General features: G+C 72.3%; 15 protein-coding genes and 1 pseudogene. 3 read left to right on the forward strand and 13 right to left on the reverse strand.

Going from position 1 to position 15,869, the window contains the following annotated elements:
• Nucleotides 1-138: 138 nt before the first annotated feature.
• From AB0D48_RS14480 to AB0D48_RS14490, 3 genes and pseudogenes are all read left to right on the forward strand, one after another.
• Nucleotides 139-627 (forward strand): YajQ family cyclic di-GMP-binding protein, encoded by a 489-nt coding sequence (locus AB0D48_RS14480; RefSeq protein WP_030009008.1) that lies wholly within the window; start codon nucleotides 139-141, stop codon nucleotides 625-627.
• Between the two features lie 396 nt (nucleotides 628-1,023).
• Nucleotides 1,024-2,455, forward strand: a pseudogene (locus AB0D48_RS14485) (SulP family inorganic anion transporter).
• A gap of 9 nt (nucleotides 2,456-2,464) precedes the next feature.
• Complete coding sequence (locus tag AB0D48_RS14490) at nucleotides 2,465-3,700, forward strand: APC family permease (RefSeq protein WP_362395293.1); 1,236 nt, start codon at nucleotides 2,465-2,467, stop codon at nucleotides 3,698-3,700.
• Here AB0D48_RS14490 and AB0D48_RS14495 read toward each other — a convergent pair.
• From AB0D48_RS14495 to AB0D48_RS14555, 13 genes are all read right to left on the reverse strand, one after another.
• Entirely contained in the window at nucleotides 3,684-4,208 is a 525-nt protein-coding gene (locus AB0D48_RS14495) for an SMI1/KNR4 family protein (protein ID WP_362395295.1), read from the reverse strand. The two genes, AB0D48_RS14490 and AB0D48_RS14495, sit on opposite strands and share 17 nt — an antisense overlap.
• Nucleotides 4,209-4,329: 121 nt before the next feature.
• Nucleotides 4,330-4,722, reverse strand: coding sequence for a YccF domain-containing protein (locus tag AB0D48_RS14500; RefSeq protein ID WP_362395298.1), 393 nt, complete (start codon nucleotides 4,720-4,722; stop codon nucleotides 4,330-4,332).
• Nucleotides 4,719-5,582 (reverse strand): zinc metalloprotease HtpX, encoded by an 864-nt coding sequence (gene htpX / locus AB0D48_RS14505; protein ID WP_362395300.1) that lies wholly within the window; start codon nucleotides 5,580-5,582, stop codon nucleotides 4,719-4,721. The genes AB0D48_RS14500 and htpX overlap by 4 nt, the downstream gene beginning before the upstream one ends.
• Nucleotides 5,583-5,754: 172 nt before the next feature.
• Nucleotides 5,755-7,299, reverse strand: coding sequence for an NADH-quinone oxidoreductase subunit N (locus AB0D48_RS14510; protein WP_362395303.1), 1,545 nt, complete (start codon nucleotides 7,297-7,299; stop codon nucleotides 5,755-5,757).
• On the reverse strand, nucleotides 7,296-8,849 hold the full coding sequence (locus AB0D48_RS14515; protein ID WP_362395479.1) for an NADH-quinone oxidoreductase subunit M: 1,554 nt from the start codon (nucleotides 8,847-8,849) through the stop codon (nucleotides 7,296-7,298). Before AB0D48_RS14515 ends, AB0D48_RS14510 begins: the two co-directional genes overlap by 4 nt.
• Nucleotides 8,850-8,887: 38 nt before the next feature.
• Nucleotides 8,888-10,888: an NADH-quinone oxidoreductase subunit L gene (locus tag AB0D48_RS14520; protein ID WP_362395306.1), complete on the reverse strand. Its 2,001-nt coding sequence runs from the start codon at nucleotides 10,886-10,888 to the stop codon at nucleotides 8,888-8,890.
• Nucleotides 10,885-11,232 carry an NADH-quinone oxidoreductase subunit NuoK gene (gene nuoK, locus AB0D48_RS14525; protein ID WP_362395308.1) on the reverse strand — a complete coding sequence of 116 codons (348 nt, stop codon included), beginning with the start codon at nucleotides 11,230-11,232 and terminating at the stop codon, nucleotides 10,885-10,887. The genes AB0D48_RS14520 and nuoK overlap by 4 nt, the downstream gene beginning before the upstream one ends.
• Nucleotides 11,232-11,840 carry an NADH-quinone oxidoreductase subunit J gene (locus AB0D48_RS14530; RefSeq protein ID WP_362395311.1) on the reverse strand — a complete coding sequence of 203 codons (609 nt, stop codon included), beginning with the start codon at nucleotides 11,838-11,840 and terminating at the stop codon, nucleotides 11,232-11,234. The genes nuoK and AB0D48_RS14530 overlap by 1 nt, the downstream gene beginning before the upstream one ends.
• The gene (locus AB0D48_RS14535) at nucleotides 11,840-12,607 is read right to left on the reverse strand and encodes an NADH-quinone oxidoreductase subunit I (protein WP_362395481.1); all 768 of its coding nucleotides are present in this window, start codon (nucleotides 12,605-12,607) and stop codon (nucleotides 11,840-11,842) included. The genes AB0D48_RS14530 and AB0D48_RS14535 overlap by 1 nt, the downstream gene beginning before the upstream one ends.
• Entirely contained in the window at nucleotides 12,604-13,572 is a 969-nt protein-coding gene (locus AB0D48_RS14540; protein ID WP_362395313.1) for a complex I subunit 1 family protein, read from the reverse strand. The genes AB0D48_RS14535 and AB0D48_RS14540 overlap by 4 nt, the downstream gene beginning before the upstream one ends.
• On the reverse strand, nucleotides 13,569-14,879 hold the full coding sequence (locus AB0D48_RS14545) for an NADH-quinone oxidoreductase subunit C (RefSeq protein ID WP_362395317.1): 1,311 nt from the start codon (nucleotides 14,877-14,879) through the stop codon (nucleotides 13,569-13,571). Before AB0D48_RS14545 ends, AB0D48_RS14540 begins: the two co-directional genes overlap by 4 nt.
• The gene (locus AB0D48_RS14550; RefSeq protein ID WP_362395320.1) at nucleotides 14,876-15,454 is read right to left on the reverse strand and encodes an NADH-quinone oxidoreductase subunit B family protein; all 579 of its coding nucleotides are present in this window, start codon (nucleotides 15,452-15,454) and stop codon (nucleotides 14,876-14,878) included. The genes AB0D48_RS14545 and AB0D48_RS14550 overlap by 4 nt, the downstream gene beginning before the upstream one ends.
• Nucleotides 15,445-15,852: an NADH-quinone oxidoreductase subunit A gene (locus tag AB0D48_RS14555; RefSeq protein WP_069921479.1), complete on the reverse strand. Its 408-nt coding sequence runs from the start codon at nucleotides 15,850-15,852 to the stop codon at nucleotides 15,445-15,447. The genes AB0D48_RS14550 and AB0D48_RS14555 overlap by 10 nt, the downstream gene beginning before the upstream one ends.
• Nucleotides 15,853-15,869 lie beyond the last annotated feature (17 nt).

Raw genomic sequence — 15,869 nt, forward strand, 5'->3', positions numbered from 1 at the left:
CTGATGACCGGGGGTGCTTCGCCACCGGATTGATCAGCGCCGCGGGTGGGTGCGGTGGCTAGGCTTTGCGGAGCGGGCCGGGGATGTCCGGCCGCGCCCTCCGGGGCGATCACAACCGACTTCAAGGAGCCACAGCACATGGCCGACTCCAGTTTCGACATCGTCTCGAAGGTCGAGCGGCAGGAGGTCGACAACGCCCTCAACCAGGCCGCCAAGGAGCTCTCGCAGCGCTACGACTTCAAGGGCACCGGCGCCACGATCGCCTGGTCCGGCGAGAAGATCCTGATGGAGGCGAACTCCGAGGAGCGCGTCAAGGCCGTCCTCGACGTCTTCGAGACCAAGCTGGTCAAGCGCGGGATCTCGCTCAAGGCGCTCGACGCCGGGGAGCCGCAGCTGTCCGGCAAGGAGTACAAGATCTTCGCCACGATCGAGGAAGGCATCTCCCAGGAGAACGCCAAGAAGGTCGCCAAGATCATCCGGGACGAGGGCCCCAAGGGCGTCAAGGCCCAGGTCCAGGGCGAGGAGCTGCGCGTCAGCTCCAAGAGCCGTGACGACCTCCAGGAGGTCCAGGCGCTGCTCAAGGGCAAGGACCTGGACTTCGCGATCCAGTTCGTGAACTACCGCTGACCCAGGTCTGACCCAGGTCCCAGACCTGCCCGCACGCCGGCCCGGCGGTCCTCTCGGACCGCCGGGCCGCGGCGTTTGCGGGGCGCGCGGTTGGTTGCGGGTCAGGGGGTGCGGGGCCCTCGGTTGGTTGCGGGGCAGGGGGTGCGGGGCCCTCGGTTGGTTGCGGGGCAGGGGGTGCGGGGCCCTCGGTTGGTTGCGGGGCAGGGGTGCCGGGCGGGCGGTTGCCGGGCGGCGGGTTGCCGGAGTGGGTGGGTTGCCGGAGTGGGGGGTCGTGGGGGTGTGCGGCGCGTGAGCGGCGCGTGCGCCACCGCGGGCTCCTGTGGGCACTCGGGTGGCCCGGGCGCGCCCTGCAAGGTGGGTGGAGCATCCGTCCACCGCGTGGCAGGGGGTTCTCGCATGCCTGGGGCCGGCACGTTTCGTGAAGACTTCGCGGGTCCGTCGCCGTCGCGCTGGTCGCGTCACCCCTCTGTGTGGGCGTGGCCGTCGCCTCCGGGGTGCCGGCCGAGCTGGGGATCGTCACCGGGGTGGTCGGGGGGCTGGTCACCGGGTGGTTCCGCGGCAGTTCGCTGCAGGTGAGCGGGCCCGCGGCCGGGCTCACCGTGCTGGTCCACGAGGCGGTGCGGGCTTACGGTCTGCCCGCGCTCGGGGTGCTGGTGCTGGCCGCCGGGGCGGTGCAGCTGGGCATGGGGGTGCTGCGGCTCGGACGGTGGTTCCGGGCGATCTCCGTCGCCGTCGTGCACGGGATGCTGGCCGGGATCGGACTGGTGCTGATCTCCGGGCAGCTCTACACCCTGGGCGGCGTGGAGGCTCCGGGGCATACCTTGGCCAAGCTGGGCGGGGTGCACGAGCTCGGAGCTCAGGCCGACTGGGCTGCCGTGGCGCTCGGAGCCGGGACCATCGCCGTCATGTCGCTGTGGCGACGGATGCCGGCGCGGGTGCGTCTGGTGCCCGGGCGCTGGTGGGGACGGCGGCCGCCACCGCCGTGGCCGCCCTGCTGCGGCTGCCCGTGGAGAAGGTGCGGGTGACGGGGGCGCTGGAAGCGGTGTCCCCGCCCACCTGGGGCGACTTCGGTGTGGTGGCCTCCGTCGGGGCGATCGGGACCGTGACCGCGCTGGCGCTGATCGCCTCCGCCGAGACGCTGTTCAGTGCCGCCGCCGTGGACCGCATGCACGACGGGCCGAGGACGGAGTACGACAGGGAACTCATCGCCCAGGGCGTGGGCAACAGCGTGTGCGGGCTGCTCGGGGCACTGCCGATGACCGCCGTCATCGTGCGCAGCGCCACGAACGTGGAGGCCGGCGCCCGGACCCGGGCGGCCCGGGTACTGCACGGCGCCTGGCTGCTGGTCTTCGCCGTGGCCTTCCCCCGGGCACTGGAGGCCGCGCCGCTCGCCGCGCTGGCCGGGGTGCTGTTGCACGCGGGCTGGAAGCTGCTGCCGGCCCTGGCGGTGGCCGCGCCGTGGCGGACGCACCGGGGTGAGGCGGTGGTGCTGGTCGTCACGGCCTCCGCGATCGTGGTCACCAACCTCTTCGAGGGAGTGCTGGTCGGCCTGGGGCTCGCCGTCGCCAAGGCGGCCTGGGAAACCTCCCACGTGCACATCGAGGAGTGTGGGAGGACGGGAAGCTGTGCGTGCGGGTCGTGGGAACGCCAGCTTCCTGAGGCTGCCAAGCTGCTCGACGCCCTGGACACACTGCCGCGAGGGAAGCCGGTGCGGCTCGATCTGAGCGGGCTGCGCCATCTCGACCACGCCTGTCTGACAGCCCTGGAGGGGTGGGAGCGCAAGCGGATGCCGCTTCCCGGCCGGGAAGGCGTCACCTGGGGCGGTTAGCCTCCGCCCGTGGACAACGAGTTGAAGCGCAGCCTGGGAGTCTTGGACGCGGTCGTGGTCGGGCTCGGCGCGATGGTCGGCGCCGGAATCTTCGCCGCCCTCGCCCCGGCGGCGCGCGCGGCGGGCGGCGCGCTCCTCGCGGCCCTTGCGCTGGCGGCCCTGGTGGCCTACTGCAACGCACACTCCTCGGCGCGGCTGGCCGCCCGGTACCCGGCCTCCGGCGGCACGTACGTCTACGGGCGCGAGCGGCTCGGGCCCTTCTGGGGGTATCTGGCGGGCTGGGGGTTCGTGGTCGGCAAGACCGCCTCCTGCGCCGCGATGGCCCTGACCGTCGGCGCGTACGTCTGGCCCGGGCAGCAGCATGCCGTGGCCGTCGCCGCGGTGGTGGCGCTGACGGCCGCGAGCTACGGCGGCGTGCAGAAGTCCGCCCGGCTGGCCCGGCTGATCGTGGCGGCGGTACTGGCGGTGCTGGCCGGTGTGGTCGTGGCGTGCCTGTCCTCCGAGACCGCCGACGCCGGGCGGCTCGGGGGCGCGGACTGGAACGCCGTCGGCCTGTTGCAGGGGGCCGGGCTGCTGTTCTTCGCTTTCGCGGGCTACGCCCGGATCACCACCTTGGGCGAAGAGGTGCGTGACCCGGAGCGGACGATCCCGCGGGCGGTGCCGCTCGCCCTGGGGATCGCGCTGTTGGTGTACGCCGCCGTGGCGGTTGCGGCTCTGTCGGTGCTCGGCGCCGACGGGCTGGCGGGGTCGGCGGCTCCGCTGGCCGACGCGGTCCGGGCGGCCGGCCGGCCCGAACTGGCCCCGGTCGTCCGGGTGGGCGCGGTCCTGGCCGCGCTGGGCTCGCTGCTGGCCCTCGTCCTCGGGGTCTCGCGGACGGCCTTGGCGATGGCCCGGGACGGCCATCTCCCCCGCGCACTGGCCGCCGTACATCCCCGGCATCAAGTGCCGCACCATGCCGAGCTGGCAGTGGGTGCGGTCGTGGCGGTGCTCGCGGCCACCGCCGACCTGCGGGGCGCGATCGGTTTCTCCTCCTTCGGAGTGCTGGCCTACTACGCGATCGCGAACGCCTCCGCGTGGACTCTCGATTCAGGTGTCAAGGGCCGGGCCGTGGCAGCGGTCGGGCTGTCCGGCTGTGTGGTGCTGGCCTGCGCGCTGCCCCTCGCGTCGGCGGTCGCGGGGGCGGCGGTGCTGGCGGTCGGCGCGCTGGCCTACGGTGTGCGCCGGCGGTTCAGATCCTGGATCTGAACTCGGTCCAGGGAGCCAGTTCCAAGTCGGACTCCTCCCCCAGGCCGGACTCCTCACAGAACCAGGCGGTGCCGTCCAGCCAGCCGCGGAGCCAGCCCGCCAGACTCGGCGCGTCGATGGACCAGGCGAGCTCGGGCTCGCCCGGATTCGGGTCGAACAGCAGCACCTGGGCGGTCTCGGAGCGGCAGTCCACGCAGGCGTACATGGCGCAGCCGAAGTCGGCTATCGGCAGCACGCCCTCGGGCCAGCGCCACCCGGACGCGCGCTGCCCCTCATATGTCCGCACGGCCTGACGCAGCGGCAGCACTCCCTGCTCCGGGCCGAATCCGCCGTCGCCGACGCGGGTGTAGAGCGCGGTGAGCAGCGGCGGCAGGGCGACGCCGAGTATGCCCTCGGCCTGGGCGAGATCCCCGGTGGCCAGCGGCGCGGGCAGCGGCTTTCCCTGCCCGCGCGCGGAGTTGCGTACGCGGTCTGCGACTTGCTCCAGCAACTGCTCGGTCTCGTTCATGCGTTCATGGTGACCCACACCACTGACAGCCCGCTCGGCCTGTGGACAACTCAGCCGAGGGCGGTCTCGATCCGTTGCTCGCGCAGGAAGGCCTCGTCCTCGCCCCACGGGGCGAACGCGGTCATCGAGAGGCGAACGGGGCGTCCGTCGGGACGATTTCGCGGCCCAGCGGGAGCAGGGAGAGCGGGACCATCTTGAAGTTGGCGATGCCGAACGGGATACCGATGATCGTGACGCACAGCAAGAGGCCGGTGACGATGTGGCCGATGGCCAGCCACCAGCCCGCCAGGAGGAGCCACAGGACGTTGCCGATGCAGGAGGCGGCGCCCGCGTCGCGGCGCTCGACCGTGGTGTACCCGAAGGGCCACAGGGCGTAGACGGCGATGCGGAAGGCGGCGATGCCGAAGGGGATGCCGATGATGGTGATGCAGAGCAGCACACCCGCGAGGACGTAGCCCAGGAAGAGCCAGATGCCGCTGAGGATGAGCCAGATGACGTTCAGGATGGTCTTCACTGTCGGCGGCCTGCCATCTGTTCGAGCCGGGCGATGCGCTCGGCCATCGGAGGGTGTGTCGAGAACATCTTAGAAAGACCTACGCCCGGGCGGAACGGGTTGGCGATCATCATGTGGCTCGCCGTCTCCAGGCGCGGTTCCGGGGGCAGCGGGAGCTGCTTGGTGCCCGCGTCGAGCTTGCGCAGGGCGCTCGCCAGGGCGAGCGGGTCCCCGGTGAGCTGGGCACCGGACGCATCGGCCTCGTACTCGCGGGAGCGGCTGATGGCCAGCTGGATCACGGAGGCGGCCAGCGGGCCGAGGATCATGATCAGCAGCATGCCGAAGAGCCCCGGTCCCTCGTCGTCGTTCGACCGGCCGACCGGGATCAGCCAGGCGAAGTTCACCAGGAACATGATCACCGAGGCGAGGGCTCCGGCGACGGACGAGATCAGGATGTCGCGGTTGTAGACGTGGCTGAGCTCGTGGCCGATGACTCCGCGCAGTTCGCGCTCGTCGAGTATGCGCAGGATGCCCTCGGTGCAGCAGACCGCGGCGTTGCGCGGGTTGCGCCCGGTGGCGAAGGCGTTGGGCGCCTCGGTGGGCGAGATGTAGAGGCGGGGCATGGGCTGGCGCGCGGACGTGGAGAGCTCGCGCACCATGCGGTAGAGCGCGGGGGCCTCGAACTCGCTGACGGGGCGGGCACGCATCGCGCGTAGAGCCAGCTTGTCGCTGTTCCAGTACGCGTACGCGTTCGTCCCGAGGGCGATGAGGACGGCGACGATCAGGCCGGTCCGTCCGAAGAAGCTTCCGATGACGATGATGAGTGCGGACAGCCCGCCGAGGAGTACGGCGGTCTTGAGCCCGTTGTGCCGGCGGTGCACGGTACGCCCTCCAAGTGGTGCGGCAGGGGGACCCGGAGCGAGGGCCTACGGTCCAGTGGACCCTCCCTTCCTGGTCAACGCGAGGTGGGGGCGTCTGGTTCCCAGGGCACGGCTGCCCCGCCGCCCGCATGGCGGGGGCGGCGGGGCAGGGACAGGCGTTGCTCCGTACGGATTACTGCGGGAAGAGGCTGCCCGAAGCGACGCGCAGGACCAGCTGCGGGGCGCCCGACAGGACCAGGGCGGTCACGGCGGTGAGCACGATGGCCGCGGTGACCGGCCAGGGGGCCGCGGTACGGGTCTCGGCCGCACCCTCGGCCGCACCCCCGGGCGTGCGGAACAGCAGCGCGGTCCAGCGCAGGTAGTAGTACAGGGCGACGACGACGTTGACCGCCATGACCACGGCCAGCCAGCCCAGGCCCGCGTCGACCGCGGACCGGAAGACGGTGACCTTGGCGAAGAGGCCGATGATGCCCGGCGGCAGGCCGGCGAGGCAGAGCAGGAAGAAGGCCAGCGAGAGGGCGGCCAACGGCCGCTCCGCGTACAGGCCCCGGTAGTCGCTGATCCGGTGGAGCGGCTTGGTACGGGCGACCAGCGCGGCCACGGCGAACGCGCCCAGGTTCACGGCGGCGTACATGAGCGCGTAGGCGACGGTGGAGCCGATCTGGTCGCGGTCGGAGTACGCGGCAGCGGCGATCGGGACGAGCAGGTAGCCGGCCTGACCGACCGAGGACCAGGCGAGCAGCCGTACGGCGCTGTTCGGGCGGTCGGCGGACTGGCGCAGGGCGGCGGAGTTGCCCAGCGTCATGGTGAGCGCGGCGAGGACGGCCAGGGCCGGGCCCCAGACCTCGGAGTACGCCGGGAAGGCGATCACCGTGACGAGGATGAGGCCGGTGAAGCCGACGGCCTTGCCGATCACCGAGAGGTACCCAGCGATGGGCAGGGGGGCGCCGACGTAGGTGTCCGGGACCCAGAAGTGGAAGGGGACGGCCGCGGTCTTGAAGGCGAAGCCGACGAGGGTGAGCGCGACGCCGGCCATGGCGAGGGTGTCGAGCTGTCCGGGGACGTGCTGGAGGCGGTCGGCGACCTGGGAGAGGTGCAGGGAACCGGTGGCGGCGTAGACGAAGCTGACGCCCATCAGCGACACGGCGGTGGCGGCGACGGAGGAGAGGAAGAACTTGAGGGCGGCCTCGGAGGAGAGGCGGTCGCCGCGGCGCATGCCGACGAGGGCGAAGGCGGGCAGCGAGGCGACTTCGAGGGCGACGATCAGGGTGGCGAGGTCGCGGGAGGCGGGCAGCAGGGCGGCGCCGGCGGCGGAGGAGAGCAGCAGGAACCAGTACTCGCCCGCGGGCATGCGCGTGTCGCGGACGGCGGTGACCGACAGCAGGGCGGTGACCAGGGCGCCGGCCAGGACCAGGAACTGGATGACGAGCGCGAAGTGGTCGGCGGTGTAGCTGCAGGCCGCCGGGTCGCCAGTGAGGCAGAAGGTGGTGCGGTCGCCCGCGCGCAGCGGCAGCAGGGTGGCGGTCGCGGTGGCGAGGCCGGCGACGGAGATCCAGCCGAGGGCGGGTTTGGCGCGCTCGGGTACGAAGAGGTCGGCGATCAGGACGGCCAGGGCGACGGCGGCGGTGATCACCACGGGCGCGAGGGCGAGCCAGTCGACGGACTGGACCAGGCCGGGGCTGTCGGCGGAGAGGACCGTGAGGGCCTGGCCCGTCATGCGTTGCCTCCTGCGAGGAGCTTCTGGACGGCCGGGTCGGTGAGGCCGAGGAGGACCGCGGGCCACAGGCCGGCGAGGACGGTGAGGGCGACCAGCGGGGTCCAGGCGGCGAGTTCGTGGCGCTGGATGTCCGCGACGGTGACCTCGGGGCCGGACTTCGGGTCGCCCATGCAGACGCGCCTCACCACGATCAGGAGGTAGGCGGCGGTGAGCAGGGTGCCGAACGCTCCGATGGCCATGAAGGTGAGGAAAGCGGGGCGGGACAGCCCCTCGGCGGGGTCGAAGGCCCCGAAGAGGGCCAGCATCTCGCCCCAGAAGCCGGCCAGGCCGGGCAGGCCGAGGGAGGCGACGGCGGCGAAGGCGAGGAAGGCGCCGAGGCGGGGGGCGCGGCCGTAGAGGGCGGCGCCGGTGGCTCCGGCGAGGGTGTCGAGGTCGGCGGTGCCGTAACGGTCCTTGAGGGCGCCGACCAGGAAGAAGAGCAGGCCGGTGATCAGGCCGTGGGCGATGTTGGCGAAGAGCGCGCCGTTGACCCCGGTGGGGGTCATGGACGCGATGCCGAGGAGCACGAAGCCCATGTGGCCGACGGAGGAGTACGCGATGAGGCGCTTGAGGTCGCCCTTGTTCCCCTTGCGGGCCAGCGCGAGGCAGGCGAGGGATCCGTAGACGATGCCGACGGCGGCGAAGGCGCCCAGGTAGGGGGCGAAGGTGGCCATGCCGTCGGGGGTGACCGGCAGCAGGATGCGGACGAATCCGTACGTGCCCATCTTGAGCAGGACGCCGGCCAGCAGGACGGAGCCGACGGTGGGCGCGGCGGTGTGCGCGTCCGGCAGCCAGCTGTGCAGCGGCCACATCGGGGTCTTCACGGCGAGGCCGATGCCGATGGCGAGGACGGCCAGGAGCTGGGTGGTGTGGGTCAGTTCGCGGCCGTTGTCAGAGGCGAGTGCCACCATGTCGAAAGTGCCGCTGTTCAGTCCGATGAGCAGCAGACCGAGCAGCATGACGACGGAGCCGAGGAGGGTGTAGAGGATGAACTTCCAGGCGGCGGCCTGCCGCTGAGCACCGCCCCAGCGGGCGATGAGGAAGTACATCGGGATGAGGACCATCTCGAAGGCGAGGAAGAACAGCAGCAGGTCGAGGACGGCGAAGGTCGCGAGGGTGCCGGATTCGAGGACGAGGAGCAGCGCGACGAAGGCCTTCGGGGAGGGGCCGTCGGGGAGCTTGAAGTAGCTGTAGAGCGCGCAGAGGAAGAACAGCAGCGCGGTCATCAGGAGGAGGGGGAGCGAGATGCCGTCGATGCCGAGGTGGATCCGGACGTTCAGCGCCTGGATCCAGCTGATGTCCGTCGTCGCCTGGAAGCGGGACGGGGCGTCGTGGTCGAAGCCCAGGGTGAGGGCGATCGCCGCGGCGAGGATGACACCGGTCACGGTCACACCGTGGCGGAGTACGGCTTGTTCGGGGCTGCGGCCCTTGAGGCCGGGCGGGGGCGGCAGGAGGGCCGCGGCGGCGCCGAGGAGCGGTGCGGCCACGATGAACGCCAGAAGGAACTGCATCACGGACGGGCTGATATCAATCACGGCTGACTCACGGCTCACGATCCGGCGTTGACGTTGGCGAGGACGGCGGTGGCGATCGCCAGGACCACGGCGCCGGCGAGCAGGGCGCTCAGGTAGCTCTGCACGTTGCCGGTCTGGGCCCGGCGTACGAGGCTGCCGAGCAGCCGGGGGCCGGCGCCCGCGCCACTGACGTACGTGTCCACGACCTCGCGGTCGAGGAAGCGGACCAGGCTCGCGGCCGCGCGGACGGGGCGGACGAAGAGCCGGTCGTAGACGGCGTCGAGGTGGAAGCCGTCGGCCGCGTGGCGGTGCAGCGGCCCGAGGAGCGCCTTGCCGGGGTCCGGTGCGGAGCCGGCCGGGACGGCGGGGTGGTCGTGGGTGACCTCGGCGACCTCGGGGGTCTCGGCGGCGGATTCCGCGGCGGCGGCGGACGCGGACAGGCCCGCTCCGTACCCGGCTGCGGCGGCCTTGACCGTGGCGCGCTGCCAGAGGGCGTAGGTGAGCATGGCGCCGATGGCCGCGGCTCCGGTGCCGAGGATCGAGGTGGCCAGGGTCGGGGTGAGTTCCTTGCCGTCGAACCAGTCGGCGAGGGGGCCCGCCGCGAGGCCGAAGCCGATCGAGGGGATCGCGAGCAGCCACAGCACGCCGGTCATGGCGACGGGCTCCTTGCCGTGGTCGGGGGCGGCGGCGCCCCGGCCGCGGAAGGCCATCAGCCACAGCCGGGTGGCGTAGGCGGCGGTGAGCAGGGCGGTCAGCACACCCGCGACCAGGACCACCCAGCCGGCGGCGCTGGGCGCGAACTCCGAGTGGCCGGTGGCGGTGTGCTCGGCGGCGACGAGGACGGCTTCCTTGGAGAAGAAGCCGGCGAACGGCGGAATCGCGGCGAGCGCGAGCAGCGCGATCGTCATCGTCCAGAAGGCGTCGGGGATGCGCTTGGCCAGGCCGTCCATACGGGACATGGCGGCCAGGGAGTTCGTACCGGCGGCATGGATGATCACGCCGGCGCCGAGGAACAGGAGCGCCTTGAAGGCGCCGTGGGACAGGAGGTGGAAGACGGCGGCGCCGCGGTCGCCGACGGCCAGGGCGCCGGTCATGTAGCCGAGCTGGCCGACCGTGGAGTAGGCGAGCACCCGCTTGATGTCGTCCTGGGCCAGGGCGGCGAGGCCGGAGCCGACCATCGTGACGGCCGCCATGACGGCCATGACCATCAGCGCGGCCTGGGAGGCCGCGAACACGGGGAGGAGGCGGGCGATGAAGTAGACACCGGCGGCGACCATCGTCGCGGCGTGGATCAGCGCGGAGACCGGGGTCGGGCCGGCCATGGCGTCCGGGAGCCAGGTGTGCAGCGGGAACTGCGCGGACTTGCCCGCGACTCCGGCGAGCAGCAACAGCGCGATCAGCGTCGGGTGGTCGAGCCCGCCCGCGGCGACGGTGCCCAGGATCTTGGTGATCCGGAAGGAGCCGGCGTCGGCGGCGAGCGCGAACAGGCCGATCAGGAAGGGGACGTCGCCGAGCTTGGTGACGAGGAAGGCCTTCAGGGACGCGGAGCGGGCCGCCTCGGTCTCCCAGTAGTGGCCGACCAGGAAGTACGAGCAGATGCCCATGACCTCCCAGCCGACCAGCAGCACCATCAGGTCGCCGGAGTAGACGACGAGCAGCATGGCGGAGGTGAACAGTGAGACCAGAGCGGCATACGACGGGTAGCGCGGGTCCTCGCGGAGGTACGCCGTCGAGTAGAGCTGTACGCAGGTGGCGACGACCCCGACCAGGACGGCGACCAGCGCGGCGAAGCCGTCGATGTACAGCGAGAGGTCGATCGGTACCGAGCCGGTCGGGGTCAGCTCGGTCGCGGTGCTGATCGCCGTGCCGCCGCCCTGCCGGATCGCGACGACCACCGCGAGTACGGCCGCGCCCAGCGTCGGCAGGATGGCGAGGGGCCGGACGAATCCGGGGGCGGTGCGGCCGAAGAGCAGTCCCGCGACCGCGCCCAGGAAGGGGAGGAGGGGGACCAGGACGGCGAGGGTCGTGGTGCTCACGCGGTGACCTCGCTCGGGTTGTTCGGGGCGGGCTCGTGGCCCTCGGCGGTGTCGCGGAGCCGGTCGACGTCCGAGGTGCCGCGGTTGCGGTAGACCATCAGCACGATCGCGAGGCCGATGCCGATCTCGGCGGCGGCGATGGCGATGGTGAAGAGGGCGAGGGCCTGGCCTGCGTGCAGGGTGTCGCGCAGCCAGACGTCGAAGGCCACCAGGTTGAGGTTGACGGCGTTGAGCATCAGCTCGACGGACATCAGGACCAGGATGGCGTTGCGGCGGGCGAGCACTCCGTACAGGCCCGTGCAGAAGAGGAGCGCCGCCAGCACGGCGGGGTAGGCGAGGTGCATCAGCGCTGCCCCTTCTTGTCGCCGGCGCCGGCCGGGGCGGCGGCGCTGTCTTCAGCGGGGTTGTTCCTGCGGGACAGCACGATGGCGCCGATCAGGGCTGCGAGGAGGAGGACGGAGAGCGCTTCGAAGGGCAGCACCCAGTGCTGGAAGAGGATCTCGCCGGAGACCTTCGTGGAGCCCTGGACGGGGCCGTCGAGGTCGATCCAGGTCGTGCGGAAGGCGTCGACGACGACCCAGACGAGTGCGACGGCCGCGACGCCGGCGACGCCGGCCGCGACCCAGCGGTTGCCTGAGTCGGCGTCCGGGGAGCGGCCGATGGGCGCCTTGGTGAGCATCAGCCCGAAGAGGAGGAGGACGACCACGGAGCCGAGGTAGATCAGGACCTGGACCCAGGCGATGAACTCGGCGGTCAGCAGCAGGTACTCGACGGCGATGCCGCCGAGCGCGACGACCAGCCAGAGGGCGGCGTGCACCAGTTGCTTGGTGGTGACCGTGACGAGGGCCGCGCCGAGGGTGGCGAGGCCGACGAGGACGAAGGCGATCTCGACGCCGGCGGGGGAGAGGAAACCCGTGCCTGGGGCGGCGGCCGCGAGGTGGGCGGTGAGCATCAGGCGGTGCCTCCCGCCGGGTCGGTACCGGGGCCGGGGGTGCCGGGCTCGGTGCCGGGGCCGGGCGTGCGGGGCTCGGGGGCGTTGGTGCCGGGGTCGGTGCCGGGGGTGCCGGTGCCGGGCGTGCCGGGCTCGGTACTGGTGCCAGGCGTGCCGGGCTCGGTGCCGGGGGTGCCGGGCTCGGTGGGCGTGGCCCCGGCGGCTTCGGCCTGGGCGGCCTCGGCGGCGGCTGCGGCTGCTGCTGCGGCGGCTTCGGCCTTGTCCACGGCCTTGCGGGCGGCGGCGATCTCTTTGGGCTCCTCGGCGGCCGGGTCCAGGGCGGGCGGGGCCGGGACGGTCCACATCCACTCGCGGAGCTTGTCGCGCTCGTGGGTCAGTTCGTGGATGTCGGTCTCCGCGTACTCGAACTCCGGCGACCAGAAGAGGGCGTCGAAGGGGCACACCTCGATGCAGATGCCGCAGTACATACAGAGGGAGAAGTCGATGGCGAAGCGGTCGAGGACGTTGCGGCTGCGCTCGCGGCCACCGGGGGTGCTGGCCGGCATCGTCTCCTTGTGGGAGTCGATGTAGATGCACCAGTCGGGGCACTCACGGGCACACAGCATGCAGACCGTGCAGTTCTCCTCGAACAGGCCGATGACCCCGCGGCTGCGCGGCGGGAGCTGGGGCTGGACGTCGGGGTACTGGGCGGTGTGCGAGCGCTTCGTCATCGTGCGCAGCGTCACGGCAAGGCCCTTGGCGAGGCCGGATCCGGGGATGGGCATCAGTTCATCGCCACCTTCACGATGCCGGTGAGCGCGATCTGGGCGAGCGCGAGCGGGATGAGCGTGGTCCAGGCGAGTTTCTGGAGCTGGTCCTCGCGCAGGCGCGGGTAGCTCACGCGGAGCCAGATCACGACGAAGGCGAGGATCGCGGTCTTGAGCAGGGTCCAGACCCAGCCGAGACCGTCGCCGCCGAAGGGTCCCTGCCAGCCGCCGAGGAAGAGGACGGTGGTGAGGGAGCAGAGGACGACGATGCCGGCGTACTCGGCGAGCAGGAACAGCGCGAAGCGCAGGCCGGTGTACTCGGTGTACGCCCCGAAGATGATCTCGGAGTCGGCGACGGGCATGTCGAAGGGGGGCCGCTGGAGTTCGGCGAGGCCGGCGGTGAAGAACACGAGCGCGCCGACGATCTGCCAGGGCAGCCACCACCACTGGAAGCTCTCGACGATGCCGGGGAGGGACACCGTTCCGGCCGCCATGGCCACGGAGGCGGCGGCGAGCAGCATGGGCAGCTCGTAGGCGAGCAGCTGGGCGGCGGTGCGCAGGCCGCCGAGAAGGGAGAACTTGTTCGCGGAGGCCCAGCCGGCCATGAGGGAGCCGAGGACTCCGACGCCCATGACGGCGAGCACGAAGAACAGGCCGGCGTCGATGACCTGGCCGACCGCGCCCTCGCCCGGGCCGATCGGGATCGCGAGCAGGACGAGGAGGTACGGCAGCAGCGCGACGGCGGGCGCGAGCTGGAAGATCCGCCGGTCGGCGTTGGCCGGGACGATGTCTTCCTTCTGCGCGAACTTCACGCCGTCGGCGACGAGCTGGGCCCAGCCGTGGAAGCCGCCGGCGTACATGGGGCCGAGGCGGCCCTGCATGTGGGCCATCACCTTGTGCTCGGTCTGCCCGATGACGAGCGGGAGCACGAGGAAGACGGCGAAGACGACGATCAGCCGCAGGGCGACGTCGAGGACGTCGTTCACGCGTCGCCTCCGTTTTTGTCCGGGGTGGTGGGGTCGGGTTCCGGGCCGGGGGCCTCGGCGGTCCCGGCCGGGGCCGGCGTGGCCTGGTCCGGGGTGGCCGGGGCCTCGGCGGTCTTGGCCTCGGCGGTCTCGGCCTCGTCCGGTGTGGCCTGGTCCGGGGTGGCCGGGACCGCAGCGGTCTTGGCCTTGGCGGTCTCGGCCGGGGCCGGCGTGGCCTGGTCCGGCGTGGCCGGGGCCTCGGCGGTCTTGGCCCCGGTGGTCTCGGTCTCGTCCGGCGTGGCCTGGTCCGGCGTGGCTGGGGCGGCCGGCCCTGCCGGGGCGGCCGGCCCTGCTGGGGCCGGAGGCTCCTCGAAGGCGGGCTTCGGGTTGTGCCAGGGGGCGTCCGAGCCGGTGCCCGCCGGGCGGGTGGCGCCGGGTGCGGCATCGGGCGCGGGTGCCTCGGCCCCTGTCGGTGCCGGGGCCCGGGTCGCGGTCGGCGGCACGGCCTGGCTGGCCGAGCCCTCCGAGACCGAGCGCGTACGGCGGGGCGGGCGGGGCGGGGTCCCGGGCGCAGCCCCGGCCGCCGGGGTCTCCGGCGCGGCCTGGGTGGCCTGGGTGGCCTGGGTGGCCGAGCCTTCTGTGACCGAGCGGGTGCGGCGGGCGGGGGCGCCCTCGCGGGGGGTGCGGGCGGCCGCGCCCGCCGCGCCGGCGGCGCGCGGGGTGCGGGCCGGGCGGGCCGGAGCCGGCGGGAGCTGGCCCTTCATCGGGCCCCAGTCGTTGGGGTCCGGGACGCCCGGCGGGAGCATCTGGCGGCGCTTGGGGGCGTCCGGATCGTGGGCCTCGCCCGGCTCCTTGGCCCCGGGCCAGGCCTTGGCGACGCGCGCGGCCAGGACGAAGTCCTTGCGCAGCGGGTGGCCCTCGAAGTTCTCCGGGAGGAGGAGGTGGACCAGGTGCGGGTGGTCGGTGAAGGTCACGCCGAACATCTCGAAGGTCTCGCGCTCGTGCCATTCCGCGCCCGCGTACACGGCGACCGCCGAGGGCAGCGAGGGAGCGGCGTGCGGCACGGTCGTGCGCAGCAGCAGGCGGCGTACGCGGTGGTTCTCCAACGAGACGACGTGCGCGCAGATCCGGAAGCCGGTGCCCGGCTCGTCCACCGCGCTCAGCCAGTCGAAGTACGTGCAGCCCAGCTTGTCCCGGGCGATCTCCAGGGCGGAGATCCAGGAGCCGACCGGGACGTCCACCGTCAGGACGTCGTACGAGGACGAGCCCACGGCCTCTTCGCCGAAGACCGTCGGCGCCGCGTCGGGAAGGGAGTCGTAGAGGTTCACGCGCCGGCCCCAGGGGGTGTGACCAGGCCGCTCGTCAGCTGGGCCACGGAGGGACCCGAGGCGTAGCGGTCCGCCAGCGACTCGCGGGCGATCTTCTCCTGGAGCTTGAGGATGCCCTGGAGCAGCGCCTCCGGACGCGGCGGGCAACCGGGTACGTAGACGTCGACCGGGATGATCTGGTCGACGCCCTTCGTCACGGAGTACGAGTCCCAGTACGGGCCACCGCAGTTGGAGCAGGCGCCGAAGGAGATGACGTACTTCGGCTCCGGCATCTGCTCGTAGAGCCGCTTCACGGCCGGTGCCATCTTGTCCGTGACCGTGCCCGAGACGATCATCAGGTCGGCCTGCCGGGGCCCGGGCGCGAAGGGGATGACGCCGAGGCGGATGAAGTCGTGGCGGGCCATCGACGCGGCGATGAACTCGATCGCGCAGCAGGCGAGGCCGAAGTTGAAGACCCACAGGCTGTACCGGCGGCCCCAGTTCAGGACCACCTTCATCGGTTCCGGGGCGAGGCGGGAGAGCACTCCCAGGCGCATGGGCTCCGGGAGCATCACGGGCTCCGGTGTCACGTCCATTCGAGGACGCCCTTCTTGTACGCATAGAGCAGGCCGACGGCCAGGAAGCCCAGGAAGATGAACATCTCCACCAGCGTCGTGGCGCCGTAACCGGCGGCGGCGAACACCGTCGCCCACGGGAACAGGAAGATCGAGTCGACGGCGAAGATGACGTAGAGGAACGCGTAGACGTAGTAGCGGACCTGGGTGTGCGCCCAGCCCTCGCCGACCGGGTCCACGCCGCACTCGTAGGTCAGCAGCTTCTCGGGGGTCGGGACCACGGGCCGCAGGAGGCGGCCGGCGCCGAAGGCCACCGCCACGAAAAGCACACCGAGCAGCGCCAGCAGGCCGACGACCGAATAACTCCGGAAGTAGTCCGCCGCGAGTACGGTTACGGTCGATACCGTTGGTTCGGGCACGTCCGTTCCTCGCTCCT

The sequence above is a fragment of the Streptomyces sp. NPDC048269 genome (genome assembly GCF_040652395.1).
Taxonomy (GTDB): domain Bacteria; phylum Actinomycetota; class Actinomycetes; order Streptomycetales; family Streptomycetaceae; genus Streptomyces.